Annotated in this window: 22 protein-coding genes; 15 read left to right on the top strand and 7 right to left on the bottom strand. The window is 33.1% G+C overall.

Annotation, left to right across the window (positions count from 1 at the left end; genetic code table 11):
* Nucleotides 1-15 precede the first annotated feature (15 nt).
* The 3 genes from thrC to K5V07_RS05550 all read left to right on the top strand — a co-directional run bounded on the left by thrC (nt 16) and on the right by K5V07_RS05550 (nt 2,585).
* Entirely contained in the window at nt 16-1,305 is a 1,290-nt protein-coding gene (gene thrC, locus K5V07_RS05560) for a threonine synthase (protein ID WP_221916706.1), read from the top strand.
* Nucleotides 1,306-1,712: 407 nt separating this feature from the next.
* Nucleotides 1,713-1,958 carry a hypothetical protein gene (locus tag K5V07_RS14995; RefSeq protein ID WP_255577706.1) on the top strand — a complete coding sequence of 82 codons (246 nt, stop codon included), beginning with the start codon at nt 1,713-1,715 and terminating at the stop codon, nt 1,956-1,958.
* A 117-nt stretch (nt 1,959-2,075) separates the two neighbouring features.
* Nucleotides 2,076-2,585, top strand: a complete 510-nt coding sequence (locus tag K5V07_RS05550) for a GNAT family N-acetyltransferase (protein WP_221916705.1) — start codon at nt 2,076-2,078, stop codon at nt 2,583-2,585.
* A 116-nt stretch (nt 2,586-2,701) separates the two neighbouring features.
* Here K5V07_RS05550 and K5V07_RS05545 read toward each other — a convergent pair whose 3' ends face one another.
* From K5V07_RS05545 to K5V07_RS05535, 3 genes are all read right to left on the bottom strand, one after another.
* A complete protein-coding gene (locus K5V07_RS05545) occupies nt 2,702-3,259 on the bottom strand; it encodes a DUF4494 domain-containing protein (protein ID WP_221916704.1) in 558 nt (185 codons plus the stop codon).
* Nucleotides 3,260-3,427: 168 nt separating this feature from the next.
* Nucleotides 3,428-4,060 carry a nitroreductase family protein gene (locus K5V07_RS05540; protein WP_221916703.1) on the bottom strand — a complete coding sequence of 211 codons (633 nt, stop codon included), beginning with the start codon at nt 4,058-4,060 and terminating at the stop codon, nt 3,428-3,430.
* A gap of 32 nt (nt 4,061-4,092) precedes the next feature.
* On the bottom strand, nt 4,093-4,671 hold the full coding sequence (locus K5V07_RS05535) for a TetR/AcrR family transcriptional regulator (protein WP_221916702.1): 579 nt from the start codon (nt 4,669-4,671) through the stop codon (nt 4,093-4,095).
* 198 nt (nt 4,672-4,869) lie between these two features.
* Between K5V07_RS05535 and K5V07_RS05530 the strand changes: the two genes are divergently transcribed.
* The 6 genes from K5V07_RS05530 (at nt 4,870) to K5V07_RS05505 (ending at nt 10,943) form a co-directional block, all read left to right on the top strand.
* Entirely contained in the window at nt 4,870-5,496 is a 627-nt protein-coding gene (locus K5V07_RS05530) for a TetR family transcriptional regulator (protein WP_086453444.1), read from the top strand.
* On the top strand, nt 5,486-6,811 hold the full coding sequence (locus K5V07_RS05525; protein ID WP_221916701.1) for a TolC family protein: 1,326 nt from the start codon (nt 5,486-5,488) through the stop codon (nt 6,809-6,811). The genes K5V07_RS05530 and K5V07_RS05525 overlap by 11 nt, the downstream gene beginning before the upstream one ends.
* 9 nt (nt 6,812-6,820) lie before the next feature.
* A complete protein-coding gene (locus tag K5V07_RS05520; RefSeq protein ID WP_182651052.1) occupies nt 6,821-7,900 on the top strand; it encodes an HlyD family secretion protein in 1,080 nt (359 codons plus the stop codon).
* 76 nt (nt 7,901-7,976) lie between these two features.
* Complete coding sequence (locus tag K5V07_RS05515) at nt 7,977-9,560, top strand: DHA2 family efflux MFS transporter permease subunit (RefSeq protein ID WP_144892313.1); 1,584 nt, start codon at nt 7,977-7,979, stop codon at nt 9,558-9,560.
* An 88-nt stretch (nt 9,561-9,648) separates the two neighbouring features.
* Entirely contained in the window at nt 9,649-10,077 is a 429-nt protein-coding gene (locus tag K5V07_RS05510; RefSeq protein WP_221916217.1) for a hypothetical protein, read from the top strand.
* Between the two features lie 14 nt (nt 10,078-10,091).
* The gene (locus K5V07_RS05505; RefSeq protein WP_221916371.1) at nt 10,092-10,943 is read left to right on the top strand and encodes an IS3 family transposase; all 852 of its coding nucleotides are present in this window, start codon (nt 10,092-10,094) and stop codon (nt 10,941-10,943) included.
* A 31-nt stretch (nt 10,944-10,974) separates the two neighbouring features.
* Here the strand turns inward: K5V07_RS05505 and yaaA are convergent, their stop codons facing one another.
* Entirely contained in the window at nt 10,975-11,751 is a 777-nt protein-coding gene (gene yaaA, locus K5V07_RS05500) for a peroxide stress protein YaaA (protein WP_221916700.1), read from the bottom strand.
* A gap of 160 nt (nt 11,752-11,911) precedes the next feature.
* On the opposite strand from yaaA, the gene K5V07_RS05495 reads away from it, so the two are divergent.
* The 4 genes from K5V07_RS05495 (at nt 11,912) to K5V07_RS05480 (ending at nt 16,687) form a co-directional block, all read left to right on the top strand.
* The gene (locus K5V07_RS05495) at nt 11,912-12,433 is read left to right on the top strand and encodes a GNAT family N-acetyltransferase (RefSeq protein ID WP_144892317.1); all 522 of its coding nucleotides are present in this window, start codon (nt 11,912-11,914) and stop codon (nt 12,431-12,433) included.
* Nucleotides 12,434-12,438: 5 nt separating this feature from the next.
* On the top strand, nt 12,439-13,677 hold the full coding sequence (locus K5V07_RS05490; protein WP_255577705.1) for an MFS transporter: 1,239 nt from the start codon (nt 12,439-12,441) through the stop codon (nt 13,675-13,677).
* Nucleotides 13,678-13,742: 65 nt separating this feature from the next.
* Nucleotides 13,743-14,987 carry an NAD(P)/FAD-dependent oxidoreductase gene (locus K5V07_RS05485; RefSeq protein WP_221916698.1) on the top strand — a complete coding sequence of 415 codons (1,245 nt, stop codon included), beginning with the start codon at nt 13,743-13,745 and terminating at the stop codon, nt 14,985-14,987.
* Between the two features lie 281 nt (nt 14,988-15,268).
* Complete coding sequence (locus tag K5V07_RS05480; protein ID WP_221916697.1) at nt 15,269-16,687, top strand: adenosine deaminase; 1,419 nt, start codon at nt 15,269-15,271, stop codon at nt 16,685-16,687.
* Nucleotides 16,688-16,720: 33 nt separating this feature from the next.
* Here the strand turns inward: K5V07_RS05480 and K5V07_RS05475 are convergent, their stop codons facing one another.
* The 3 genes from K5V07_RS05475 to rho all read right to left on the bottom strand — a co-directional run bounded on the left by K5V07_RS05475 (nt 16,721) and on the right by rho (nt 23,763).
* On the bottom strand, nt 16,721-19,051 hold the full coding sequence (locus K5V07_RS05475; protein WP_221916696.1) for a PAS domain S-box protein: 2,331 nt from the start codon (nt 19,049-19,051) through the stop codon (nt 16,721-16,723).
* Nucleotides 19,052-19,302: 251 nt separating this feature from the next.
* The gene (locus K5V07_RS05470) at nt 19,303-21,771 is read right to left on the bottom strand and encodes a zinc-dependent metalloprotease (protein ID WP_221916695.1); all 2,469 of its coding nucleotides are present in this window, start codon (nt 21,769-21,771) and stop codon (nt 19,303-19,305) included.
* A 234-nt stretch (nt 21,772-22,005) separates the two neighbouring features.
* Entirely contained in the window at nt 22,006-23,763 is a 1,758-nt protein-coding gene (rho, locus tag K5V07_RS05465; protein WP_144892331.1) for a transcription termination factor Rho, read from the bottom strand.
* A gap of 184 nt (nt 23,764-23,947) precedes the next feature.
* On the opposite strand from rho, the gene K5V07_RS05460 reads away from it, so the two are divergent.
* Together K5V07_RS05460 and K5V07_RS05455 are read left to right on the top strand one after the other, a co-directional pair.
* Entirely contained in the window at nt 23,948-24,361 is a 414-nt protein-coding gene (locus K5V07_RS05460; protein WP_182651061.1) for a DUF4293 domain-containing protein, read from the top strand.
* A 218-nt stretch (nt 24,362-24,579) separates the two neighbouring features.
* On the top strand, nt 24,580-25,242 hold the full coding sequence (locus K5V07_RS05455; protein ID WP_221916694.1) for a response regulator transcription factor: 663 nt from the start codon (nt 24,580-24,582) through the stop codon (nt 25,240-25,242).
* Nucleotides 25,243-25,428 lie beyond the last annotated feature (186 nt).

Raw genomic sequence — 25,428 nt, 5'->3', positions numbered from 1 at the left:
TAATTACTAAACATAATGAAATACTACAGTTTAAACCATAACGCACCCAAAGTTTCTTTCAAAGAAGCCGTAATACAAGGATTAGCATCTGATAAAGGATTGTATTTTCCGGAAACCATCACCCCGTTAGCAACTGCTTTTTTTGAAACCATCGAAAATTTAAGCAACGAAGAAATTGCTTTTGAAGCGATTCAACAATTTGTAGGTGATGCAATTCCAGAAACCACTTTAAAACAAGTCATCGCCGAAACATTATGCTTTGATTTTCCTATTGTCGAAATTGAAAAAAACATTTACTCTCTTGAATTGTTTCATGGCCCAACAATGGCTTTCAAAGACGTAGGCGCCCGATTCATGTCTCGTTGTTTGGGGTATTTCAACAAAGATAAGGCCGATAATAAAAATACGGTTTTGGTAGCCACCTCTGGCGATACAGGTGGTGCTGTGGCCAGCGGTTTCCTTGGTGTAAAAGGCGTTGAAGTCATTATACTATATCCATCGGGTAAAGTGAGTGATATTCAAGAACGACAATTGACCACTTTGGGACAAAATATTAAAGCACTTGAAGTGGATGGCTTTTTTGATGATTGTCAGGATATGGTGAAAAAAGCGTTTTTGGACGAAAGCCTACAACATAAAAACTTAACATCAGCAAACTCCATCAATATTGCGCGCTGGTTGCCGCAAATGTTTTATTTCTTCTTTGCATACAAGGAATTAAAGAAACATAATAAACCTTTAATTTTCTCTTGTCCAAGTGGGAATTTTGGGAATATTTGCGCAGGGATTATTGCTAAAAAAATGGGATTACCCATTGAACATTTTGTAGCTGCAACGAATGTAAACGATACGGTTCCGAGATTTTTAGAAAACGGAATTTACGATCCAAAACCTTCCAAAGCGACCATTTCAAATGCGATGGACGTAGGAAACCCAAGTAATTTCATCCGAATTCAGGAAATGTACCAAAATGATTTGAAGCAATTCAAAGAAGATTTTTCTTCGTTTACGTTCTCTGATGCAGAAACTTTAACAGCCATGAAAACCATTTATGACACGAACGGTTATATTGCAGAACCTCATGGAGCTGTGGGCTATCTTGGATTAAAAAAAGAATTAGAAAATTATCCAAATGCAATAGGTGTTTTCTTAGAAACTGCGCATCCAATTAAATTTTTAGATACAGTAGAACCAACATTAAATGTAAAACTATCTATTCCTAGACAAATTGAGAGTGTTTTAGGTAAAGAAAAAGTGAGCGTTAAAATTAAAACCTATGATGATTTGAGAAATTTTTTAAAATAGATTCAGGAGATTTTTCACTTTCTTGAAAACGCCCTTTTTTAGAGTTAAAATGATAGTAATGATTCGATTAAATAAAGAGTAATTTTTAATAATTTTATCCGCAACAATGAATTAAAACCAACTATTTTTAGTTTAAAAATAGTACGTTTAGACTCCTAATTTGATTTCATTTATTAAAAAAACGTTAGATGACCACTTTTCCAGTAATAGCCTCAACATTGTCAGAAAAAGAATTAGGAGATTTTATCAAAAAAAGGTACGAACTAACAGACGATTATAATTGTGAATTGTAACGAACAGGTGTAAATCACACGTACTTTATTTCGTAAAAGAAAACTAAATTTGTTTTAGAGGTTTACTGCTATCAATGGCGAACTAAATTAGAAATTGAGCAAGAATTAGAACTTTTGAATTTACTTAGAGAAAATTCTTTTTCGGTATCAATTCCAATTTTAGATAAAAAAGAGAATTTCATTCAAGAAATTAATGGAATTCCAGAAGCGGGAGCATCTATTTATATTTTTTTAGGAATACAAGCGCAAAGATTTGATTGGTCCAATAACTTAATTACTGAAAACTATCTCAAAATGTATGTTGAAAGGATAAAAAATTGGATTGAATACAGTGAGCGAAACAACAATTCTAAAAATTAATGCTTTAGTTTTATTGAAATACATTTCTGTTTTTTACACAAAAGAGTAAATGAATTATAGTTCAAAGATTTATTTTAACACCAATTAATAAAAGTAACCATTAAAAATACCTTTACTATGGACATTCATTTTAGACAGGCAAATCAAAACGATGCTGCTGCAATTTGGACCATTTTACAGCACGCTATTTTGCGAAGAAAAAATGACGGAAGCACACAATGGCAAGATGGTTATCCAAATCCAGAAATTATAAACAACGACATTTTAAAAGGCGCTGGATATGTTTTAGTACAAGAAGATCAAATACTTGGTTACACAGCTATTTATTTCAACGATGAGCCTGCTTATGAAAATATTCAAGGGAAATGGCTGACAAATAACAACTTCGTTGTGGTACACCGAATTGCCATTGGCGAAAGCCAAATTGGAAAGGGTTTTGCAAAATTGATTTTAAAATATGTAGAGCAAGTTGCACTTGAAGAAAACATATATAGTATAAAAGCAGATACCAACTATGACAACCTGCCTATGTTGCGTATTTTTGAAAGTTTGGGATATCAGTATTGCGGCGAAGTTTTTTTTAGAGGAAGTCCACGAAAAGCTTTTGAAAAAACACTTAAACCTTAATCCGTTAGCAAAATAAAAACGGTTTACAAATCCCTTACGTTGTTTCTGATAGCAAAGAAGAGATTTGGAAACCGTGTTTAAAAAGTATTGTTGTCTTTAAAAAACTAAGCTTTCAATTAACCTATAGTTTCTTCCTCTACTTCGTCTACAAATTCCATGTGATCTTCTATTTCTGGCGTAACATCAGGCTTTGAAGCTTTTAAGGCATTAAATCGTTCTAATTGCTCAAGTTCACCTTCATCACCACTGAAATAAGGAAAAACATCCATAATAGGTGACTCAGATACAGCAGGAATGGTGTAATCCCCCATGGTTCCTTTCATGATCGTTATCGTGTTGTCGTACGCTTCTCGTACATCATTGGCTTGCACTAAGACATACATATTTGTTTTGCGTTCCTTTCCGCTCTCTTCATCATAAGCAATTAGTGAAATTTTAGAACGGAACCACCTGTCTGCATTTTCAAAAGGGTGAATTTCAGCATAATTGGCTACTTTAATATTGGTGATTTTAAATTCTTCACTAATATATGCTGCCATTTCTTCATTAATTCTACTTTCGGCTTCTGTATACGATAGAGCATCTACAAGATAAGGCTCGGTAGTAATTTTTTGACCACCAGTCTCGTCTGTTTTTCTATATTTTACTTTACATTCGTACCAAATATTACTCATTTCAATTATTTTTTAGGATGCCAAAGATAAATTTTAAAGAAAAAAAACAACCTTTTTTTTCAAATAGATATTCACAAATTACATTCTAATTGAAAAATCATTTTCATCCTAAACAAAAAAAAAACTCTCCTACTTGGAGAGATTTTTTAAAAATTTATTTTATTAGAACTAGTCAATAAAAGTAACCAAATCTGATTTACTCTTTCTAACTTTTACTAAGTCTGATAACCAATCGTTTTTAGCATCGCGGTATCCTACAGGAAGTATAACACAACTTCTTAAGCCTTTTTCTCTTAAACCTAAAATTTCATCAAGAGCATCAGGATCAAAACCTTCAATTGGTGTGGTATCTACCCCTTCAAAAGCAGCTGCTGCGATGGCCATAGAAAAAGCAATATACGCTTGTCTAGCTGCATGTTGAAAGTTAACTTCTGGATCTTTTTGCGGATAACTGCTTAAAAGCATTTGTCTGTAATTTTCAAATCCTTCATTTTTAAAACCACGAACCTCATTTGTGAGATCAAACATGGTATTGATACGCTCTGCAGTATACGTGTCCCAAGCAGCAAAAACAAGCAAATTTGAACAATCTGTAATCACCGATTGGTTCCATCCTATAACTCTTATCTTTTCTTTAATCTCTTGATTAGTAACTACCATAATCTCAAAAGGCTGTAAACCACTTGATGTAGGTGCTAGAATTGCGGCTTCAAGAATAGTATCTAATTTTTCTTGTGAAACCTTTTCACCATTCATTGCTTTTGCAGCATATCTCCATTTTAATTTGTCTATTAATTCCATGTTATATTTAGTATATTAAATTTATTTATTTTTTAAGCTTTGATGCTATCCCAGGCCATCTGGAAACTTTCGTTTAAAATATTTTCATCCGCAGTACACAAATCTTTGCTATTTACATTCATTAAGAACGCCATAGGATATATGGAATGTGCATACAATAAGTATGGCGAACTATTCTTGATGACTCCCTTACTTATTCCTTCATTCCATAAATCAAAAAGTGGAGCCAAAAAGAGCAACCCCTCTTGCCTTGTTTGATCATCAATCATAGGGGTATTATCACATTGTGACAAAAATGATGCTTCCTCTGGATGTTCTAATTTATAATGTACCATTTGGTGCCAAATCGTTTTGAATCTTTTTTCTAAAGAGATATCCTCGGCATAATTGACTAAAGCGGCTTGAGTAAAACTTGACTTAACAGAAAGATACAACTGGTTTAACAATTCCTGTTTACTACTAAAAAAAAGATAAATGGTTGCAGGAGATATGGAAGCAGCTTTCGCAATTTTAGCCATTGATGCTCCTTGAATACCACCACTGTTGACAAGCTGCAAGGTAGCTTTTAATAATGCCGTACGTTTATCTATACTTTTTTGTAGCTGTGCCATATTCTATTTCTTGTTCAAACCAACTCGAACTATAATATTGTACAAAAGTATTCAAAAAAAAGAATGAACGTTCATAAATTTAAGTTAATAGTTAATTTACAGATTTAAAGAATATTGTTAAATAAAAGTTAAAAAATAATTAAACAACTGTTTAAATTAAACACATGTTTAATTTTGCTAAATCAAAAAAAGATTCGTTTGAAAAGTAATTTTAATGACAAACAAATTCAAATCCTAGAAGTTGCAGAAACTCTATTCTCAGAAAAAGGATTTGACGGTACCTCAATTCGGAACATTGCTAAACTAGCCCAAATCAATGTGGCTATGGTTTCCTATTATTTTGGTTCCAAAGAGCGTTTGCTTGAATCTTTAATTGTCTATCGCACTTCAGATTTAAAACTCCAATTGGACAAACTCCTTCAAGAAGAAATAGAACCTCTAGAAAAAATAAATAAATTAATAGCCCTTTACATTGATAGGATTAACCTAAATAAGGGAATTTATCGCATTTTGCATTTTGAGTTTACTTCCAAAAAAAGAGAGCAAAACATTCAAGCGTTCTCTGAATTGCGAAAAGGAAATTTAAAATCCCTAGAACTGATTATCGAAGAAGGACAAAAAAAAGGAATTTTTAGAAAAGATGTTATTATACCGCTTATAACACCAACTATTTTAGGAACTTTTTTTCATTTCCACATGAACAAACCTTTTTTTGAAAATTTATTGAATTTAAAAACAGAGGATTTATATAACAATTATATCAAGACCAATTTGACTAATCACATTCAACAAACAATAAAAGCCTTGCTAATATATGAAAGCTAGTAAATTCATGCTCTTTGGGATTTTCTTCATCGGAATTTCAGCTGTAGAAGCACAACAGAAAACAAGTCTTACGCTTACCGAAGCAATAGACATGGCTTGGAGTAAAAGTAATGAGATTACTTTAGCTAACACTAAGATCAAAACAAAAAAACTCGAGTTACAAGCCACTAAAAACAACCAATATCCAGATTTAAAACTTTCAGGACAATACCAACGCTTAGCAAATGCAGGTATCAATTTTAAGTTAAATCAAAGTAGTGATCCACAACAAATGCCTGTTGTCAACCAATTAATGGTAGGACAATTGAATGCTACAGTTCCAGTTTTTGCAGGATTTAAACTCCAAAATAGCATTAAAGCTCAGGACTATTTGTACCAAGCAGAAATGGCAAATGCAGAACAAACCAAAGAGGAAATTGCTTTACGTGTCATTGAGTATTATGCAAGTTTATACAAAGCACAAAAAACAATTGAAATTTTAAAGGAAAATCAAAAAAGTGCCAAACAAAGAGTTAAAGATTTTATTGAACTTGAAAAAAACGGTATAATTCCGAGAAATGATTTGTTGAAATCTAAACTTCAAGTTTCTAAAATTCAGTTATCACTAGATGAAACCACAAACAACTTAAAAACGATCAATTTTTATTTAACTACGCTGTTAAAATTAAATCCAGAAACGCAACTTGAAATTAGAGAAGCTGATTTTGCTGATTTTCAAATGACAAATGTGCCCACTAATGAATTACCAGCCTTAGAGAACAGGAAAGATTTAAAAGCGTTACAGCATCAAGGTAAAGCTAGTGAAACAGGTGTAAAAATATCAAAAGGCTCCTATTATCCAACTATAGCACTTGTAGGAGGATATACTGCACTAGACTTAAGCAATGTTATAACAGTTCAAAATGCTATGAATGTGGGCGTAGGAATATCATACGATTTAAGTATGCTTTTGAAAAACGGAACCTTGGTAAAAATTGCTGAAAATAAAGTTATAGAAATACAAAATAATGAAGCTATTTTAACCGATTACATTCGGACACAAGTTAAAAAAGCGGTAGAGGACTATGATCTTGCTTTAAAACAAACTGTAGTTTATGAGGAAGCACAAGAGCAAGCTACAGAAAATTATCGGATTGTCAAAGATAAATACGACAACGGACTATCTGACACAAATGATTTGCTAGAAGCTGATGTAGAGCAACTCAATTCAAAAATTAATAAAGCTTTGGCGAAAGCCAATACCATTCAAAAATATTACGAGTTACTCTCGGTTACAGGTCAATTATCACAATCATTCAATCTCGCTCATAAATAAAATACTACCATGGAAAAGAAAAAAACAAATACAAAATTTATAATTATCCTAGTAGCATTGGTAGTTTTGGGTGGTACATACGGTACCTTCAAGTACATGCATTCACTAGCACATGAAGAAACAGATGATGCCCAAATTGAGAAAAAGATGAATCCTATTATTCCTAGAGTTTCAGGATATGTGGATAAAGTGTACATCAAAGACAACGATTTTGTCAAAAAAGGAGACACCCTTTTTACAATTGATAAAAGAGATTATTTATTAAAAATTGATGAAGCAACAGCGGCACTTGTAGGTGCAGAGGGCAACTTTGAAGTTTCAAAAGCAGATATTGGTAGTGCATTAGCAAGTATATCTGTATCAGACGCCAATGTATTATTTGCTGGTGGAAATATAGAAACGGCGAAAATTAGATTAGGAAGAGTTAACAGTGACTACATTCGTTATGAAAACTTATATAAAAGCCACTCCATTACTAAACAACAATACGAGCAAGCGCTTGCTGCAAAACTTGAAGCCGAAAATCAAGTACGCGTTTTACAACAACAAGAAAGAGCTAGTGCTTTTCAAAAATCAGTAATCGTAGCAAAATCAAAAGTTTCTAATAAACAAACTGAAGTAGCCGCTGCCAATATTAAGCGTGCAAGAGCATTGGTTGATGCAGCTAAGCTAAACTTATCCTACACTGTTATCACGGCAGCAATTGATGGACAAGTATCAAAAATTGACATTCAACCAGGACAACTAGTACAACCTGGACAATCTTTATTTTACATCATCAATAATAATGAAGCATGGGTAGTTGCAAATTTTAAAGAAACTCAGCTTAACAAAATGGTAGTGGGACAAAAAGTTACTGTAAAAGTTGATGCTTATCCCGATTATGATTTCCAAGGGACTTTAACTTCCTTTTCACCTGCTACAGGTTCACGATTTTCTTTGCTTCCGCCAGATAATGCAACAGGGAATTTTGTAAAAACAATTCAAAGATTACCAGTTAAAATCAGTTTAGACCCAACAAATGATGCCGAGAAAATAAAATTATTACGACCTGGTATGAATGTAGATGTTGATGTTAGAATAGATTAAGCATCTTAAAATGCTTAATCTGAACTTATAAAACGAAAAACTTTAACTCTAATGATAGTTTACACTTAGTAATAAAATGGTTGAATCGGGAGAAGATGATTTAGTAGAATACGGTTTTAGGCGTGTCATTATAACAATTACAGCAGTACTTTGTGCCATGCTGGAAATTGTAGATACCACAATTGTAAATGTAGCTTTAAACAACATGCGTGGAAGCTTAGGTGCATCACTTACAGATGTGGCTTGGGTAATAACGGCTTATGCAATTGCAAATGTTATTGTGATCCCGATGACGAGCTGGTTGTCACAGCAATTTGGTCGTAGAAATTATTTTGCAGTTTCTATAATTATATTTACGGTTTCATCCTTTTTATGTGGAAATGCCAGTAATATATGGGAACTCGTTGCTTTTAGATTCATTCAAGGATTGGGTGGAGGTGCCTTATTAGTTACAGCACAAACCATCATTACAGAAAGTTATCCTGTTGCAAAACGTGGAATGGCTCAAGCGATATACGGTATGGGCGTCATTGTAGGACCTACACTAGGACCGCCGCTTGGTGGATATATTGTTGATCATTTTTCTTGGCCGTATATTTTTTACATCAATATACCGATAGGAATTATTGCTACATTATTGACACTATCATTTGTAAAAAGTCCTAAATACGGTAAAAAATTAAAAGCAAGCCAGGTAGACTGGTGGGGCATCTTTTTATTAACCGCTTTTATAGGTTCCTTACAGTACGTTCTTGAACATGGGCAGCAAGATGACTGGTTCAATAATATTACAATTATAACCCTTAGTGTAGTTACTGTTTTTGGGTTAGTTCTTTTTATATGGAGGGAGCTTACTTATGAACACCCCATAGTAAACCTGAGAGTTTTAAAAGACACTAATCTTAGGGTGGGAACAATTATGTGCTTTATTTTAGGATTTGGTTTGTATGGTTCTACCTTTATAATCCCTATTTATACACAATCCGTTTTAGGGTGGAGTGCTTTAGATGCGGGCCTATTACTAATTCCAAGCTCTATAACTACAGGAATTATGATGCCGTTCATTGGTAAAATGATTCAGCGGGGAGTTCCACAAGCTTATATGGTAGCTGTCGGATTTTTAATGTTTTTCTTTTTTACTTTTTGGATGCAAAGTGTGATCACTCCAGACTCTGGGGAAGAACACCTGTATTGGCCACTAATTCTTAGAGGAATAGGTTTAGGATTATTATTTGTACCCATATCTACACTTTCTCTATCTACTTTAAAAGGAAAAAGCATTGGTGAAGGGGCCGCTTTTACAGGAATGATGCGCCAGCTAGGAGGATCTTTTGGTATTGCAATTATAACCACGTTTATTGCTCGATTCAATCAAGAACATCGAGTAAATTTAATAGCACACTTAGACAAAACATCATTTGAAGTACAAAAAACAGTACAGCAGCTTAAACTGGGATTCATGTCAAAAGGTTATCCCGAAAATGAAGCATTGGCAAAAGCCTATAAAGCAATAGAATATAAAGTCATGGTTCAAAGTTCAGTGCTATCTTACATGGATATTTTCTTGTACTTAGGAGCTTTGTTCTTGTTATGTATTCCATTTATCCTTTTGATTAAAAAGGGAAAAAATAAAATAAATCCTGCTGATGCTATGCATTAACATAAAAAAAACCGTTAATCGATATTAACGGTTTTTTTATTTTCTATCTTGTCCCGTCCTGAAATAGCGATACACAAAAACAATCGTTATGGAAGAATACACGAATTATGTAAAGCGCACCCAGCGAGATTACAGCATGTCCTTAAAACTTCAAATCGTTAGAGAAGTTGAGCAAGGTAGTTCATCAATTACCCAAATTAGAAAACAATATGGCATTCAAAGCCATGCTACAGTTCTGGGCTGGTTACGAAAATTTGGTAACTTTGATTGGGAAAACCAATCCCCTTTGAATATGGCAAAGTCACCCGAACAAAAAATTATGGAACTTGAAGCCCAAGTCAAGCTATTAGAAAAACAAAAGGCTCTTTTAGAACGACAAGCTTACGTTGCAGATAAAAAAGCAATCTTGTTTGACATGATGATTGATTTAGCTGAGAAAGAATATCATATCGATATCCGAAAAAACTCTGCACCCGAACAATCGCCCGCTTTAGAGCAAAAGAACAAAAAACAGTAGCGTTTACCTGTTATTTGTTCGGGATAGACAGACAGGTTTATTATCGAAAGACTAGAAGAATAGCATCCAAACAAAACAAAGCCAAAGAAGTGATTTTGATGGTGAATAATATCAGGAAGACAATGCCTAGAATAGGTACTCGAAAACTATATTATCTTTTGTTGGATAAACTTCAATTAATGAAAATTGGAAGAGATAAATTCTTTGATATACTCAGAGCCAATCATTTATTGATACATCCTAAACGAAGTTATCATGTAACGACTAACTCACATCATCGATTTAATAAACATCAAAATCGAATTCTAGATTTAGAAATTAACAGACCAGAGCAAGTTTGGGTCTCTGATATAACCTATATAGGAAAAAGAGATAATCCTTGCTATTTAAGCTTAGTCACAGATGCTTATTCTAAAAAGATTATGGGATATTATGTTGCCGATAACATGAACACAGAAAGCAGTTTGAAGGCTTTTAAAATGGCTCTTAAACACAGAAACAACAAAAACTTACCATTGATACATCATTCAGACAGAGGGATTCAATATTGTGCTAATGACTACCAAAAGCAACTTAATAAAAATAAAATTCTATGCAGTATGACACAAAACTCTGACCCTTATGAAAATGCAGTGGCAGAAAGGATCAATGGTATTTTAAAACAGGAATTTAGGATTGACAAATACAATCAAAAAGCAGAAATCATGCAAAAAATTGTAAAAGAAGCTATTGATATCTATAATGAAATCAGACCTCATTATTCTAATTACATGCTTACTCCAAATCAGATGCATCACCAAAACAAAATTAAAATGAGAACCTATAAAACAAAAAACAGTAGCAAACCAGAGCTTGCTACTGTCTAAAATTGTACTTTTATTTTTTATTAATCCTGTATCACTTTTTCAGGACTAGACATCTGGTAAAAACCAAGTTATTTCCTTTTGACTCTGTGGCATCAAATTGATATCCATCATAATTAAAGCCTTTTAAATCCTCAATAGTTTCTGCATTGGTATCTATGATATAACGAACCATCATTCCGCGGGCTTTTTTAGCAAAAAAACTAATAATCTTGAGTTTGCCGTTTTTATAATCTTTGAACTCAGGTGTAATAACCGGAACTTTTAATGACTTAACATCAACAGCCGAAAAGTATTCGGTACTCGCTAAGTTAACAAACAACTCCCCTTCTTTTAGCTCCTTATTTAAAGCTTTAGTAATGAAAGGTTTCCAAAACTCATAAAGATTTTTACTTTCGCCAATAGGTAATTTTGTACCCATTTCTAATCGATACGCCTGCATTAAGTCTAATGGTTTTAATATGCCATAAAGTCCAGATAGTATGCGTAATTTGTCTTGTAAAATTTCAATTTTTGAAGGTGAAAGAGTAAATACATCCAATCCTACGTACACATCTCCATCAAAAGTGTATACTGCTGGACGAGCATTCTTAGGAGTAAATGGAGTTTTCCATTCTTGATTTCGTTTCCAATTGAGATCAGCAAGTTTATCTGAAATGCTCATTAATACTGATAAATCAGCTGGTTTTTTTTCTTTCAAAACTGAATGAATTTCAGCTGACTCTTTTAAAAAAATAGACTTAGTAAACGTTTCAACGGGCAATTTCTTCTCAAAATCTAAGGATTTAGCTGGCGATATCACAATTTTCATACACAATATTCTTCTCGAACTCTTTTTTATTAGTAATCCCAAAAGTACTAATTGAAAATTAGATTTCAAGAATCTTTAAATTGATTTGTCGAATAGTGTCATAGATTATAAAAATCAATGGTTATTTTATTTATTTTTGGTAAAAACCAGAACCATTTCTATGCACAATATCCAAATAAAAAAAGCCACATTACAAGACCTTTCGCTGTTACAAAAGATAAGCATACAAACCTTTACTGAAACATTCGCAGCTGTCAATACCCCCGAAAATATTAATTCTTACATTACAGAAAAATTAAATGTTGAACAATTAGCAAAAGAGTTAAAACATCCCTCATCGGAATTTTTCATCGCTATTTTGAATAATGAAGTTGTGGGTTATCTCAAGTTAAACACTGGCGAGGCTCAAACAGAGCCACAAGATACGGATGCGATTGAAATACACAGAATTTATGTATTACAATCCTATCACGGAAAAAATATTGGCCAACAATTATTTGATTTTGCATTACAAATGGGTCATGAAAAGCAAGTCAATTACATTTGGTTAGGCGTTTGGGAGGAAAATCATAGAGCATTGCAATTCTATAGAAAAAATGGATTTATTGAATTTGACAAACACCTATTTTTAATGGGTGAAGAACAACAAACTGACTTATTAATGCAATTGAAATTAAAATAATTATGATGGCAGCAGAAAAACCAACCCGAATACTAAATGCAGCTGTTATCGTGGCTGCCCTAGGTTATTTTGTAGACATTTATGACTTATTACTTTTTGGAATTGTTCGTACAGATAGCCTTATTGATCTAGGAATTACAGGAGATGCCATTCGTAACCAAGGTGAATATTTGATAAGCATGCAAATGTTTGGGATGCTTTTTGGAGGAATCCTTTGGGGCATTCTTGGTGATAAAAAAGGTCGGATTTCTGTTTTATTTGGCTCTATAATCATGTATTCTGTTGCAAATATTGCTAATGGTATGGTCACCACAGTAGATGGATATGCTTTTTGGAGATTAATAGCAGGAATAGGTCTTGCAGGTGAACTAGGCGCTGGGATTACCTTAGTTACTGAAAGTTTGCCTAAAGAAAAAAGAGGATATGGTACTATGATTGTAGCAGCCGTGGGAGTTTCTGGAGCTGTAGCTGCATATTTAGTGTACCAAGTTTTTCAAGATTGGCGCTTGTGCTATTATGCAGGTGGAATTTTAGGATTGTTACTTCTTTTTTTAAGAATTAAAATTTCAGAATCAAAAATGTTTCAGGATGCACATAAAAGTACCGAGAAAAAAGGTGATTTCCTGTCTTTGTTTTCGAATAAAACTAGATTTTACAAATACTTACAATGCATTCTTATTGGAGTTCCGCTGTGGTTTTTGGTAGGAGTACTAATTACTTTTTCGCCAGAATTTGCAAAAGCACTTGGAGTACAAGGTTACGAAACAATTGCAGCTGGTAAAGCTATTGCTTGGTGTTATGGCGGACTCGTTTTTGGTGATATTGCCAGCGGATTAATAAGCCAATGGCTAAAAAGCAGAAAAAAAGTAATGGCTCTTTTTTTACTTTTAAATTTAATCATGGTATTCATTTTCTTAAATGCTTTTAATATCACAACAATTACTTTTTACACATTATGCTTTTTGATGGGTTTCTCTGTAGGATACTGGGTATTGTTTGTCACAATTGCTGCAGAACAGTTTGGCACTAATATTCGGGCAACAGTAACTACAACAGTACCCAACTTTGTTAGAGGATCACTACCCCTTATATTACTTATTTATAGTTTATTTAGAGATAGCGTATTTGATGGTGAAATTTTAAAATCAGCAATGATTGTTGGCACATTACTCTCAATTATTGCATTAACAGCACTTTGGAAACTTAAAGAAACTTTTGACACTGACCTAGATTATTCCGAATAAAAAACATCAAAATTGAAGTGCCAAAAAAACAACAAAAATGATTTATTTTTGTCTAAATTTATACTATGAAACAGGACGTTATTATTGTAGGAGCTGGATTATCTGGATTAGCAGCAGCAGTATCTCTGCACCGCCAAGGTAGAAAAGTACTAATTTTAGAAAGTAGTGAACGCGCAGGAGGAAGAATAAAAACAGATTCAATAGACGGTTTCCTTTTTGATCGAGGTTTTCAGGTTTTATTGACTGCTTATCCAGAAACGAGAGCTTTACTAGATTACAAAGCTTTGAATCTCAAAAAAATGCTTCCGGGCGCAACTGTACTCTACGACAAGGGAAGCTTTGAAATTGCTGATCCTTTTAGAAGACCATCAGCAACACTAGCAACATTATTTGCTCCCGTGGGAACTATAAAAGATAAGCTGAATACATTGTGGCTCAAAAACAAACTACAAAAACAAACTATTGAAGCAATTTTTGAACAAAAGGAACAAACCACTTTACAACAATTAAAAGAGTATGGTTTTAGTTCAAAAATGATAAATCGATTTTATGCTCCCTTCCTATCCGGGATTTTTCTTGAAAACGAATTAAAAACTTCTAGCAGAATGTTTGATTTTGTGATGAAAATGTTTTCTGATGGTGATGTTGCCGTACCTGAATTAGGAATGGAAGAAATTCCGAAACAATTAGTAAAAATGCTCCCTGAAGGCAGTATATTATACAATACTAAAGTAACAAAAGTAGATAGCAATACAGTAACAACTGATGATGGAAAAGTATTTGAAGCCAATCAAATTTTATTGGCTACAAATGCAAATGTGCTAACTCAAACGCATTGTCCTAATCAAAAAATGCAATTACAGCAAGTAACCAATGTGTACTTTGTGGCTGACAAAGCTCCCACGAACAAGGCAGTTGTTGTTCTTAACGCTTCTACTCTTAAAAAATGGGTCAATAACATGACCGTGATGACCAATGTGTCCAAGGCCTATGCCCCACAAGGCAAGATATTAATTTCTGTTTCTTACAATGGTATCCCTACTGTTGACGAAAATACTCTGGCGGAAAACATGAAACTAGAATTGAAACAATGGTATGGCGATCAAGTTGAATCTTGGAAGATGATTAAATCATACCAAATAGAATATGCATTGCCCAACCAAGAATCGGTTCGAAATGATATATCTAGTCAAGAACTTACATTATCCGAAAATGTATTTATTTGTGGAGATAACTTACTCAATGGCTCTATAAATGCTGCCATGAAAACAGGTAGACTATCAGCCGAAGCCATGATGAAATCTAATTAAATTCAATCCTATTCAACAAAAATTATTTTCAAAATTGAAACAAGGAAAAAGGGTTATCATTCTAAAAAATTCAACAACACCTTTTTACAACTACTAGTTTTTGAAATGAAAAAAGTGATCAAAATAAACTTTTTTATCAGTAGCCAAAACAGATAATGAAAATGCTTATTTTTGCAAACTATTATATTCCCTTAAAAATAGAAACATTTTTAAGAACGGCTTTCTTCAACCATTTTCTTTTTCAGGAAGTCAGGACATTACCTAAGCTTTAATTAAAAAATATGAAATTAGTATATACTCTATTAGTTGCATTTCTCTTAAACACTGTTTACGCACAAAACGCTGATAATTACTTTGAAAAAATAAGAAACAATGAAGTAGAACTCACTGCTTTTCTTTCGCAAATGCCTAAAGGAGGAGATTTACACCACCATTTTTCGGGATCTATTTACGCAGAGCCTTTATTGCAACACGCCATAAAAGAGGATTTCTACCTCAACACAGAAACCATGGACGTGAGAAAAGTAAAAGAAAATTCAGGAAACTGGTCCTTATTTTCTGCGCTCAAGGCAAATGGTACGCTGGATGTATACAAACAAAAAATAATGCAAAAATGGTCTATAAAAGATTACAACTACGTGGATTATCCTTCGGATAAATTATTTTTTGAGTCTTTCATGAAATTTGAACCCGCCATACAAGGCAATTTTGCAGCAGGATTATTAGAGCTTAAAAAAAGAGCTATAACTGAAAATGTAAGTTATATTGAAACGCAATTGTCCACAATTCCCAATACGCTACAAACCGATGATTTAGTAAAATTCGATTCAAGATTAAGACAATTGGCTGCAGCCAAAGATGAAAAGGCAATACTTAAAACATTAGATTCTCTCTATGTTATTTTCCAGAAAAGAGATGCCGAAATGTATGCTAAAAATTTCAACCTAAATTTTGTATCAAAACTACATAATGATCTTAAAATTGACGATGCTCAGTTTACCATGCGTTATCAAAATTTTGTATTACGATTTATGGAGCCTGTTGATTTATTTAAAAATATTGTAATTGCGTTTATCTCTGCAAACGAGAGCAAATTGATGGCAGGTGTAAATATTGTCTCTCCGGAAGACGGAGAAACCTCTATGAAAGATTATGGCTTGCACATGTTGATGTTTAAATATTGTAGTTCTCGTTTTCCCAATGTAAAATATACCATGCACGCCGGTGAACTTACTCTTGGGCTTGTACAACCCGAAGAATTAACATGGCATATTGAAGCAGCAATTAAAACTGCTGGCGCCCAAAGAATAGGTCACGGAGTGGATATAGCTTATGAAAAAGACTCTTATAAATTATTACAATACATGGCTTCTAAAAATATTCCTATAGAAATCAATTTAGTGAGTAATGAATTTATTTTAAAAGTTAAAGAAGAGCGTCATCCGTTTATTTTATATAAAAAATTTGGTGTTCCAATAGTAATTAGCACAGATGATGCTGGTATTTTGCGTACAAATATGACTGAGCAATATGTTTTATTAGCCAAAAGATACAATCAAGTTACGTACAAAGACATCAAGCAATACGTTTACAACAGCATTAACTTTAGTTTTATTAAAGAAGAGGCTGTAAAAAAACAATTGCTTATGGATCTTGACAAACGCTTTGCACATTTTGAAAATCAATTTTCAAAACTGTAAAAAATTCGTGTTTATTGATAACTTGAATTGGTTTTAACTAACATGTTGGCATTTAGGAATGGTTAATATAAAGCTACATCCCTCACCTTCTTTGCTGTCAATATATATGACACCGCCTTTTTCTTCCACAATTTTTTTAACAATTGCTAATCCTATTCCTGTGCTTTCCTTTACGTCACGGGCTTCTATAGTTTGAAACACCTTGAATACTTTTTGCTGATAAGCTTCTGCAATTCCAGGTCCGTTATCCTTTACAGTAAATTGATGATAATCCTTCAAAGATTTGTAGGAGCAATGAATTTTCCCTTTTGGTTTATCATTGTATTTCACAGCATTACTAATTAAGTTCGTAAATACTTGTTGCAATAAAATCCTTTCAGCAAGTACAATAGGAAAGTTTGTCCCCATGGTAACTTCAAAATTATCTGGCACTATTGAGTCTATTAATTGTTCTAAAAGCTCATTAATATCAATACTTTCTTTTTCAATTTCCAAACGACCAATTTTTGAATATTCAAGAACGCCATTAATTAAATTTTCCATCCTAGATACTCTACGACGCAGTAAATCAAAATTTCCTTTTACTTTTTGTGGCATGTCAGGCATGTCCTCAACAATCCATTCAGAGAGGTTATAAATAGCTCTTAAAGGTGACTTTAAATCATGAGACACTACATGAGCATATTCATCTAGCTCTCTATTCTTCTTTTCTAAACTATCAAGAGCAGCTATTAAATTTTCTTCAGCATTTTTTCTATCGGTAATATCAGTCCCTATTGAAATATATTGGTATGGAATTCCTTTATTATCTAAAAATGGAACTATTGTTTTATTTTCCCAATAATAGGTTCCGTCTTTGGCTTTATGTCGTACTTCACCTTTCCAGATTATGCCGCTGTTAATATTTTCTAAAATTTGCTTTCCTATTTCAGTTTCGAAAAAAGCAGCCATATTTGGTTGTTCATTTCCTATTAACTCTTCTCTATCAAATTTTGAAACAGTACAAAAATTATCATTAACATACGTTAGTTTTCTTTTTCTATTAGATATTGATACAATAGCAGCCTCATCGAGTGCAGCTCTGATATCTTTGATTTCTTTAGATTTTTCGGAAAGATTTTGTTCGGCAACCGTAATGTCTGTAACGTCTTGTACAACACCGTTAAGTGCAATTATGGAACCTTGAGCATCCATTACAGGTTCACCAATAGCTAAAATATATTTAACTCTTCCGTCTGGCAAAACTATTCTATAATTTGTTTTGAACCTTTTACCGGTTTTGGACACCTCTCCCATAATATTATCCAAAACTATTAAATCATCTTGATGGATTAAAGTTCTAATTTTTGCAACTAACTCATCTGTAGGCATCTTATCCATTTCAAAAATACGATAATACTCATCAGACCAAATCAAATTTTTTGTAACAAAATTATAATTATAACTGCCAATTTTAGCAATTTGTTGTGACTCCTCCAGCAAATAGTTCACTTCTTTTAAATGCTGTTCTGCAAGCTTTTCTTTTTGAACATTTCTAGCAATTGCGTATAAATTTCCTGTTTCTGGATCTGGTGAAGTGTTCCAACTCAAATTTATATATGATCCATCTTTAGTTCTAAACCTATTTTCAAAACTCACTGTCTGCTTTAAATCAGCAAGTTTTCCTACCTCATCAAGTGTTGATTGCAAATCCTCAGGATGAACAAAATCTATAAAAGGTTTTCCTTCTAGCTCTTGTTTTTCAAATCCTAAAACTTTTGTAAATGCCGGGTTTACTTTATAAAAAAGGCCGTTTAGATTTGCTATACAAACCAAATCCTTTGAGAGATCTATAAAGTTTTGCAATTCTTTTTGAGAATCTAGATATTCTAAATTTGTCTTTCTAGAATCTAATAATGCTACCACTTGATTTGCTAAAAGTTGTAAAGCATTTTTTTGTTCTTCATTTAATTTTTTAGGTTCTGTATCAATAACACAAAGAGAGCCCATCACAAAACCGTTTTTATTGAGTAATGGAGCACCCGCATAAAACCTTATGTTTGGATCAGCTAACACTAATGGATTGTCAAAGAAAAGCTCATGCTCAGTTGCATTTTCTACCTCAAAAACATGATTGTTCATGATGGTATATTGACAAAAAGAATCTTCTCGAGATGTTTCACTTGCATCCAGCCCTACACTAGCTTTAAACCATTGTCTGTCTTTATCAATTAAACTCACCAGAGCTATTGGAACTCCACATATATAAGAAGCAAGTTGCGTAATAGCCTCATATTCTTTCTCTGAAATAGTATCTAAAATTGCGTATTCCTGGAGTACTTTAAGGCGTTCAATTTCATTTTCAGGCGTAGGGTAAACTTTCATTTGAAAAGATTTTGATTTACTTGGAAATTTACAAAGAAAAAACTGGATTTATAACACTAATACCCGAAAATTATTTGTTTTTTTCTTAAAAGACTGCGTAAAATCTGTCTCAAAACACGACTAAACTCCAAAATTGAATTAAATACAAGAAAATATCAAGAAAGATTTTAAAGAGTTAGTTTCAAAAAAAAGCCCCCAAATGTAAAAAACATATGGAGGCAAATTTTAAAATTAGAAAATGATACCTAGACTTATCTTGGATTCAAAATTAGATCTATTCTTTTTATAATATCCTCATAATGGTATTTTGTTTCAACAGAAATAGCACCAGAGCGCGCTGTAGTTAAAAGCGCTTTCAGTACATTTAATTCCCCGCGCACAAGAGCTCTCACATCAGATTGTGCTACATTATAATAATCTGAGGGACGTCCTGATTTAATTTCTTCTTTCATCAAAAAAGCCATTCGTTCAATATAGGCTCTTTGTAAATTTCGTCTGTAGATAGTAACATTGGCTCCAGCCGAAGCTTCTTTCCAAATACCTTTACGCATATCACTGAAAGCATCTAACGCCTTATAATTTGTAGCACCTACGATTTCTGCATCTAGTAACCTGCCTAAACGTTCAAAACTTAAAACACTATTTAAAAAACGGGCTTGTATGTTTCTAAAACGCTCTGTATATCCAGCATAGTCAAGATTTTTTAAGGTATTTACATTAACAATCCATGTAGGAGAAGCAAATGCATTAGCCTGCAACCACTGCATGGCTTCAATTTGTTTTTCTTTTGGCACAACATTATATACACTTCCTTTTTGATTGGGTTTTTTATAACTTTCGTACACTCCACCTATATTAGTAACAACATGCCCTACATACCTGCCCCACACATCTAGCATTTCTTTGTATAACTCATCAAGGTCTTCGTAATTATTAGTCACATCGCTTGTCCACTCAGGTAAATGAGTTGCAACATACTGTAAATTTTTCAATCCATAAGTACTTGCTTTCATAGCATCATTACCGATGTCTTCTGTTTGTGAAGTAGGATCAAAACTACTACTTTGACTTCCAAACTTATAGGTTATATCTCCTGCTTTTTCCATAATCCACTTATCCAAAGTTGGAACTTCAGCCTCTGGAGAATTAGCGTTTGGTATGTATCGATACCCCCAGTTAGTGGCATAATGGTCATAAGGTCCCATTTGTCGAATGAAACGAATGTTTTTATCTCCTGGCTGCGCAATATAATTGTATCGAGCATAATCCATCAAACTTGCTGCAATTCCGTTTTTTTGAGTGAAAGCTCCATCTCTATAGCTCTCTGTATTGTAAGCACAACTTGCACCCATATTGTGCGGAAAACCGAGTGCGTGGCCTACTTCATGCGCAATAACCATTCGCATCATTTCGCCCATTTCTTCATCGCTAGTATTCAATGTTCGAGCTGAAGGATTTGCAGCTCCTGTTTCTAATAGATAACGATTTCTATAGGAACGTAAATGGTTATGATACCAAATTACATCACTCTCAATAATTTCTCCAGTACGTGGATCAGAAACACTAGGTCCAACAGCATTTCTTGTTGTACTTGCTACGTAACGAATCACAGAATAACGAATATCTTCTGGGCTAAAATCAGGATCTTCTTCTTTGCTTGGAGCATCCTTGGCAATAATAGCATTTTTAAAACCTGCTGTTTCAAATGGTTTTTGCCAATCTTCAATGCCTTGCTTGATGTACTTTCTAAGCTTAACAGGAGTAGCAGGATCAAGATAATAAACTATTGGTTTTATAGGCTCTACAAGCTCTCCTTTGGCGTACGCAACTGGATCTTTAGGCTCTAATCTCCAGCGGCGTATATATCTTTTATTATCTGATTTCAAGGCTTCGCTGCCATAGTCTATTTGATCCATCGTAAACCATCCTACCCGATCATCGGCCAGTCTGGGTTGCATGGGCTTTTCTGGCAATAAAATCATCGATTGATTCATTTGAATACTGATTGTTTCAGCATCAACTTGTAAAGGTGGTTTTGAGGCATTATAGGTAAAATCTTGAATTACCTCAATGTTCATAGGGAAACTTTTCATGGTATTGATAAAACTTCGAGACTCGTCTAAACCTCTCACTTTGTAAGTTTCTCTCATTTCTGCAGACAATCCACTTATGGAGCGCACATCTGTACTGTAAAACTTAGTCACATCAATTACAGTATTTAAGGTGTCTTTGCTAAAGGCTACTATATCAAAAGCGAATAAAGTAGGCTCGTAATTATTAGCTTTAACCGAAATGCTTATTGGCAAACTATCAGCGGCAACAGCACTAAACGATTTAAGTTTTATTAAAATTTTATCTTGAAAACGTTGCCAAACAATAAGTTGTTCATTCGTTTCCGAACCTGCATTTACATATCCTCCACCTAAATTTGACGGAAGTTTTGATAACCTACTGACAAGCAACATGTCTTTATCTAAAAGCTTATTTGGGATTTCAAAAAAATACTTTTTGTCTACTTTGTGGACTGTAAACAAACCCTCATCGGTTATAGCATCTTTTGTAATTACTTTGCTATACTCCTTAATAGTTGTCTCCGGTTTCTTTTCAGGAGCTGGCACTACAACGGTATTTTTTTCTTTTTCCTTTTTAGATTGGGCCTGATTTTCTAAAGGTGCAAGACTGGTAAGAGCAATAGCTGTAAAAATGAAAAATTTCTTCATTTAGTAGGTTTTATTGGTTATTTGCTATAAAAATAAATGTAAATCAAGCTTTACTAATTTATATTACACCTTTTAACAATTAATTAACAAAAAGCAAAAAGACATAGTTTGCTGTTTCTAAAACTAAGTTTAGCTTTTCTATATCGGTTTTACAGTTTTAGAAAAACATAAAAAAACCCAAAAGAAAAACTTTTGGGTTTGGTATTTAGTACGAATTAAATGTTTAAATGAAATTTAATCATTCATGGAAATTAAAAACTCCTCGTTATTTTTAGTTTTCTTAAATCGGTCATTTACAAAGTCCATGGCTTCAATAGGATTCATATCAGAAAGGTATTTTCTCATAATCCACATTCTTTGTAATGTTTTTTGATCTAACAATAAGTCATCGCGTCTTGTGCTAGAAGACGTTAAATCAATAGCTGGGAAAATACGTTTGTTAGCAATTTTTCTATCAAGCTGCAATTCCATATTTCCTGTACCCTTAAATTCTTCAAAAATCACTTCATCCATTTTCGATCCTGTTTCAGTTAATGCAGTTGCAATGATACTTAGAGATCCTCCATTTTCTACATTACGAGCAGCACCAAAAAAACGTTTTGGTTTTTGTAGTGCATTCGCATCAACACCACCACTCAAAACTTTACCGGATGCAGGCTGAACGGTATTGTAGGCTCTTGCCAAACGGGTAATGGAATCTAATAAAATAACAACATCATGACCACATTCTACTAATCTCTTGGCTTTTTCAAGAACAATGTTAGCTATTTTTACATGTTCTTGTGGTTCTCTATCAAAGGTAGAAGCAATTACTTCACCACGCACACTGCGTTGCATATCAGTAACTTCCTCTGGACGCTCGTCAATTAGTAATACGATCAAGTAAACTTCAGGATGATTGGCAGCAATTGCATTTGCAATTTCTTTAAGCAACATGGTTTTACCCGTTTTTGGTTGTGCTACAATCATACCACGCTGTCCTTTTCCTATTGGTGAAAACAAATCGATGATGCGAGTAGAAACAGTGCTTTGTTTTTCGGCCAATTTGAATTTCTCTGATGGAAAAACTGGTGTTAAGTGCTCAAATGAAACTCTATCTCGAACAACTTGTGGATCATGTCCGTTGATTTTTAAAACGCGCACTAATGGGAAAAACTTCTCACCTTCTTTTGGTGGACGTACAACTCCTTTTACCGTGTCTCCTGTTTTTAATCCAAAAAGTCTAATTTGTGAAGTAGATAAATAAATATCATCTGGTGAAGCTAAGTAATTGTAATCTGAAGATCGCAAGAAACCATAACCATCAGGCATCATTTCTAGCACTCCTTCACTTTCAATGATTCCATCAAATTCAAAATCGGCAGCAGCAAAATTGCTTTTTTTGTTCTTAAAATTCGGATTTTGATTTACGTTCCCGTTAGTGTTTTGCTTATTGAGCTGATTCGGGTTTATTTTTTTTATAGCAAGTGGTAATTCATTTTTTACAGCAGGAGCATCTTCAACTATCGTTTCTGGCTCTGATTCTACTGTTTTAACTTCTTCCTTATTTTTCTTTAAAGCTATCTTTTTCTCGTATGCTGATTTATTAAATTTTATAGCTTTACCCCTTTTAACACCATCTTCCTCAATATTCGTGGACACCGCTGGAATGTCCTCTGTTTTTGTATCTGTTGCAGTTTCGTTATCAGGAGATACAGTAGTAATTGCCTCTGGAGTAACGGATATATCATTTTCAAAAAGCGTACTTTTTTCGTTTTTTTGAATGGGTGCTTTTTTTACAGGAAGTATTCTTGTTCTTTTTGTTTTTTCCTCTTCAAGATTCTCACTAGGTTTTGCAACATTCTCCGGTGCTTTACTAAGTGCTTGTTGCTCTAGTATTAGCCCAATTAATGTTTCTTTTTTTACACCGTTAAACTTTATGGTTTTTGCTAATTTAGCAATTTCTTGAAGCTCAGAAAGCTTCATTTCTTTTAATGCAGAAATATCAAACATGAATGTTCTAGGAATTTAATTAATTTTGTTGGAGATGTTATAAAAGATAGGTGGTAATTTTTTAAATCAACTGACCGCAGTATGAAGTTATTACGGTATTATGATGCAATAATACGAATAAAAAATTAGCATACAATAGTATTTTTAAAAAAGAAAATATATTTTTGTAAAACAAATATAAAAAATGATACAACGAATTCAAACCGTATACCTAGCATTAGTATTCATTATGACTGGTGTTTTGTTGTTTTTCTTGCCACTTTGGACATTAAATGATGGAAAAGCATATTATTTTATGCAAAATCAAATCTATACCATCATTCTTGGACTCAGTACTATGCTGACACTAGTGAGTATCATTTCATTTAAAAAGAGACAAAATCAATTTGTTATGGGCAGATTGAATATCATATTAAATATGATTTTATTAGCATTGTTTGTCTATCGTTCGCTAAATTTATCTGGAGAAACACCTGCTGTTTCTGAGAAAGGTATTGGGATGTTTCTACCTGTTCTTGCTATCGTGTTTTTAGTTTTGGCTAATAAGGCGATCAAGAAAGATGAAGATCTCGTAAAATCTGTGGACAGATTGAGATAATACTATAATTTTTTATTTATTAGTGCGAAGAAAACCCGAATTAATTTTCGGGTTTTTTTGTGATTTATTGAAAATGATAAGATAAATAAATATAATACGTTGTTGCAATTTGACAAATATTTCAATTACATTAAATTTCAAAATTTTGTAAGAAATAATAAATACAAAATCAAATTAGTGTCTGTTATTTTTTATATATTTGATTATATTAAAACTTTATGTCTGATAAAATCCGAATTCACCTTGCAGATGACCATCAAATATTAATCGATGGTATTAAAACGCTACTCCACACAAACCCTCACTTTGAAGTCGTTGGTTTTTCTGTAAATGGATCTAATTTGTATCAAGAAGTTATTCAAAACAATTCTGATATATTAGTACTGGACATCAACATGCCCGAAAAAGATGGCATACAAGTCATAAAAGAATTTGCATCAAAAGGATTTCCTTGTAAGATTATAATTTTATCTAGTCATGATGATTTAAGAATCATTAAAGAAGTTATGAAATTAGGTTCAAGCGGCTATTTGACCAAGAAATGTGCAGGTGAAAATATTGTTGAAGCCATTCAAGCTGTGCACAATGGGGAAGAATATTTTTGTAGATCTGTTAGAGAGAAAATATTTAATTCTGCTACCAAAGAAAATCCAAAATTAAACAAACTCGATCAAAATGGAGATTTTATCTTAACAGATAGAGAACTTGAGATTATAACATTAATTGCTCTTGAATTTAGCGGAAAAGAGATAAGCGATCAACTCTTTATCAGTATGAATACTGTAGAAACGCATCGTAAAAATATTATGAAAAAATTAGACGCAAAAAACTCCATTAGTTTGGTTAAATATGCCCTTAAAAACAAGCTTATAAAATCGTGATTTTGCTTCAAACCAATCATAAATTCATCACTTGGATTAAATTTTCATTTCACAACTAACTACAATAGCATGTTAAATAGGCAATTTACACTTTTATTTTTTTTAATTTTAGTACTTTCACCCAAAACCCTATTTGCTAACGACAAAAATCTATCAGTAAAAGATGTTACGCTACTTTCAAACAAG

The organism is Flavobacterium sp. CHNK8 (assembly GCF_019774515.1).
Classification (GTDB): domain Bacteria; phylum Bacteroidota; class Bacteroidia; order Flavobacteriales; family Flavobacteriaceae; genus Flavobacterium; species Flavobacterium tiangeerense.
Note: the sequence above shows the minus strand (reverse complement) of the source record. Positions and strands in the feature narration are given on the sequence as shown.

Bases quoted from the DNA above. Each gene is read 5' to 3' on its own strand.
- thrC (WP_221916706.1), top strand. From the start codon at position 16: ATGAAATACTACAGTTTAAACCATAACGCACCCAAAGTTTCTTTCAAA.
- K5V07_RS05550 (WP_221916705.1), top strand. From the start codon at position 2,076: ATGGACATTCATTTTAGACAGGCAAATCAAAACGATGCTGCTGCAATT.
- K5V07_RS05545 (WP_221916704.1), bottom strand. From the start codon at position 3,259: ATGAGTAATATTTGGTACGAATGTAAAGTAAAATATAGAAAAACAGAC.
- K5V07_RS05540 (WP_221916703.1), bottom strand. From the start codon at position 4,060: ATGGAATTAATAGACAAATTAAAATGGAGATATGCTGCAAAAGCAATG.
- K5V07_RS05535 (WP_221916702.1), bottom strand. From the start codon at position 4,671: ATGGCACAGCTACAAAAAAGTATAGATAAACGTACGGCATTATTAAAA.
- K5V07_RS05525 (WP_221916701.1), top strand. From the start codon at position 5,486: ATGAAAGCTAGTAAATTCATGCTCTTTGGGATTTTCTTCATCGGAATT.
- K5V07_RS05520 (WP_182651052.1), top strand. From the start codon at position 6,821: ATGGAAAAGAAAAAAACAAATACAAAATTTATAATTATCCTAGTAGCA.
- K5V07_RS05515 (WP_144892313.1), top strand. From the start codon at position 7,977: ATGGTTGAATCGGGAGAAGATGATTTAGTAGAATACGGTTTTAGGCGT.
- K5V07_RS05510 (WP_221916217.1), top strand. From the start codon at position 9,649: ATGGAAGAATACACGAATTATGTAAAGCGCACCCAGCGAGATTACAGC.
- yaaA (WP_221916700.1), bottom strand. From the start codon at position 11,751: ATGAAAATTGTGATATCGCCAGCTAAATCCTTAGATTTTGAGAAGAAA.
- K5V07_RS05495 (WP_144892317.1), top strand. From the start codon at position 11,912: ATGCACAATATCCAAATAAAAAAAGCCACATTACAAGACCTTTCGCTG.
- K5V07_RS05490 (WP_255577705.1), top strand. From the start codon at position 12,439: ATGGCAGCAGAAAAACCAACCCGAATACTAAATGCAGCTGTTATCGTG.
- K5V07_RS05485 (WP_221916698.1), top strand. From the start codon at position 13,743: ATGAAACAGGACGTTATTATTGTAGGAGCTGGATTATCTGGATTAGCA.
- K5V07_RS05480 (WP_221916697.1), top strand. From the start codon at position 15,269: ATGAAATTAGTATATACTCTATTAGTTGCATTTCTCTTAAACACTGTT.
- K5V07_RS05475 (WP_221916696.1), bottom strand. From the start codon at position 19,051: ATGAAAGTTTACCCTACGCCTGAAAATGAAATTGAACGCCTTAAAGTA.
- K5V07_RS05470 (WP_221916695.1), bottom strand. From the start codon at position 21,771: ATGAAGAAATTTTTCATTTTTACAGCTATTGCTCTTACCAGTCTTGCA.
- rho (WP_144892331.1), bottom strand. From the start codon at position 23,763: ATGTTTGATATTTCTGCATTAAAAGAAATGAAGCTTTCTGAGCTTCAA.
- K5V07_RS05460 (WP_182651061.1), top strand. From the start codon at position 23,948: ATGATACAACGAATTCAAACCGTATACCTAGCATTAGTATTCATTATG.
- K5V07_RS05455 (WP_221916694.1), top strand. From the start codon at position 24,580: ATGTCTGATAAAATCCGAATTCACCTTGCAGATGACCATCAAATATTA.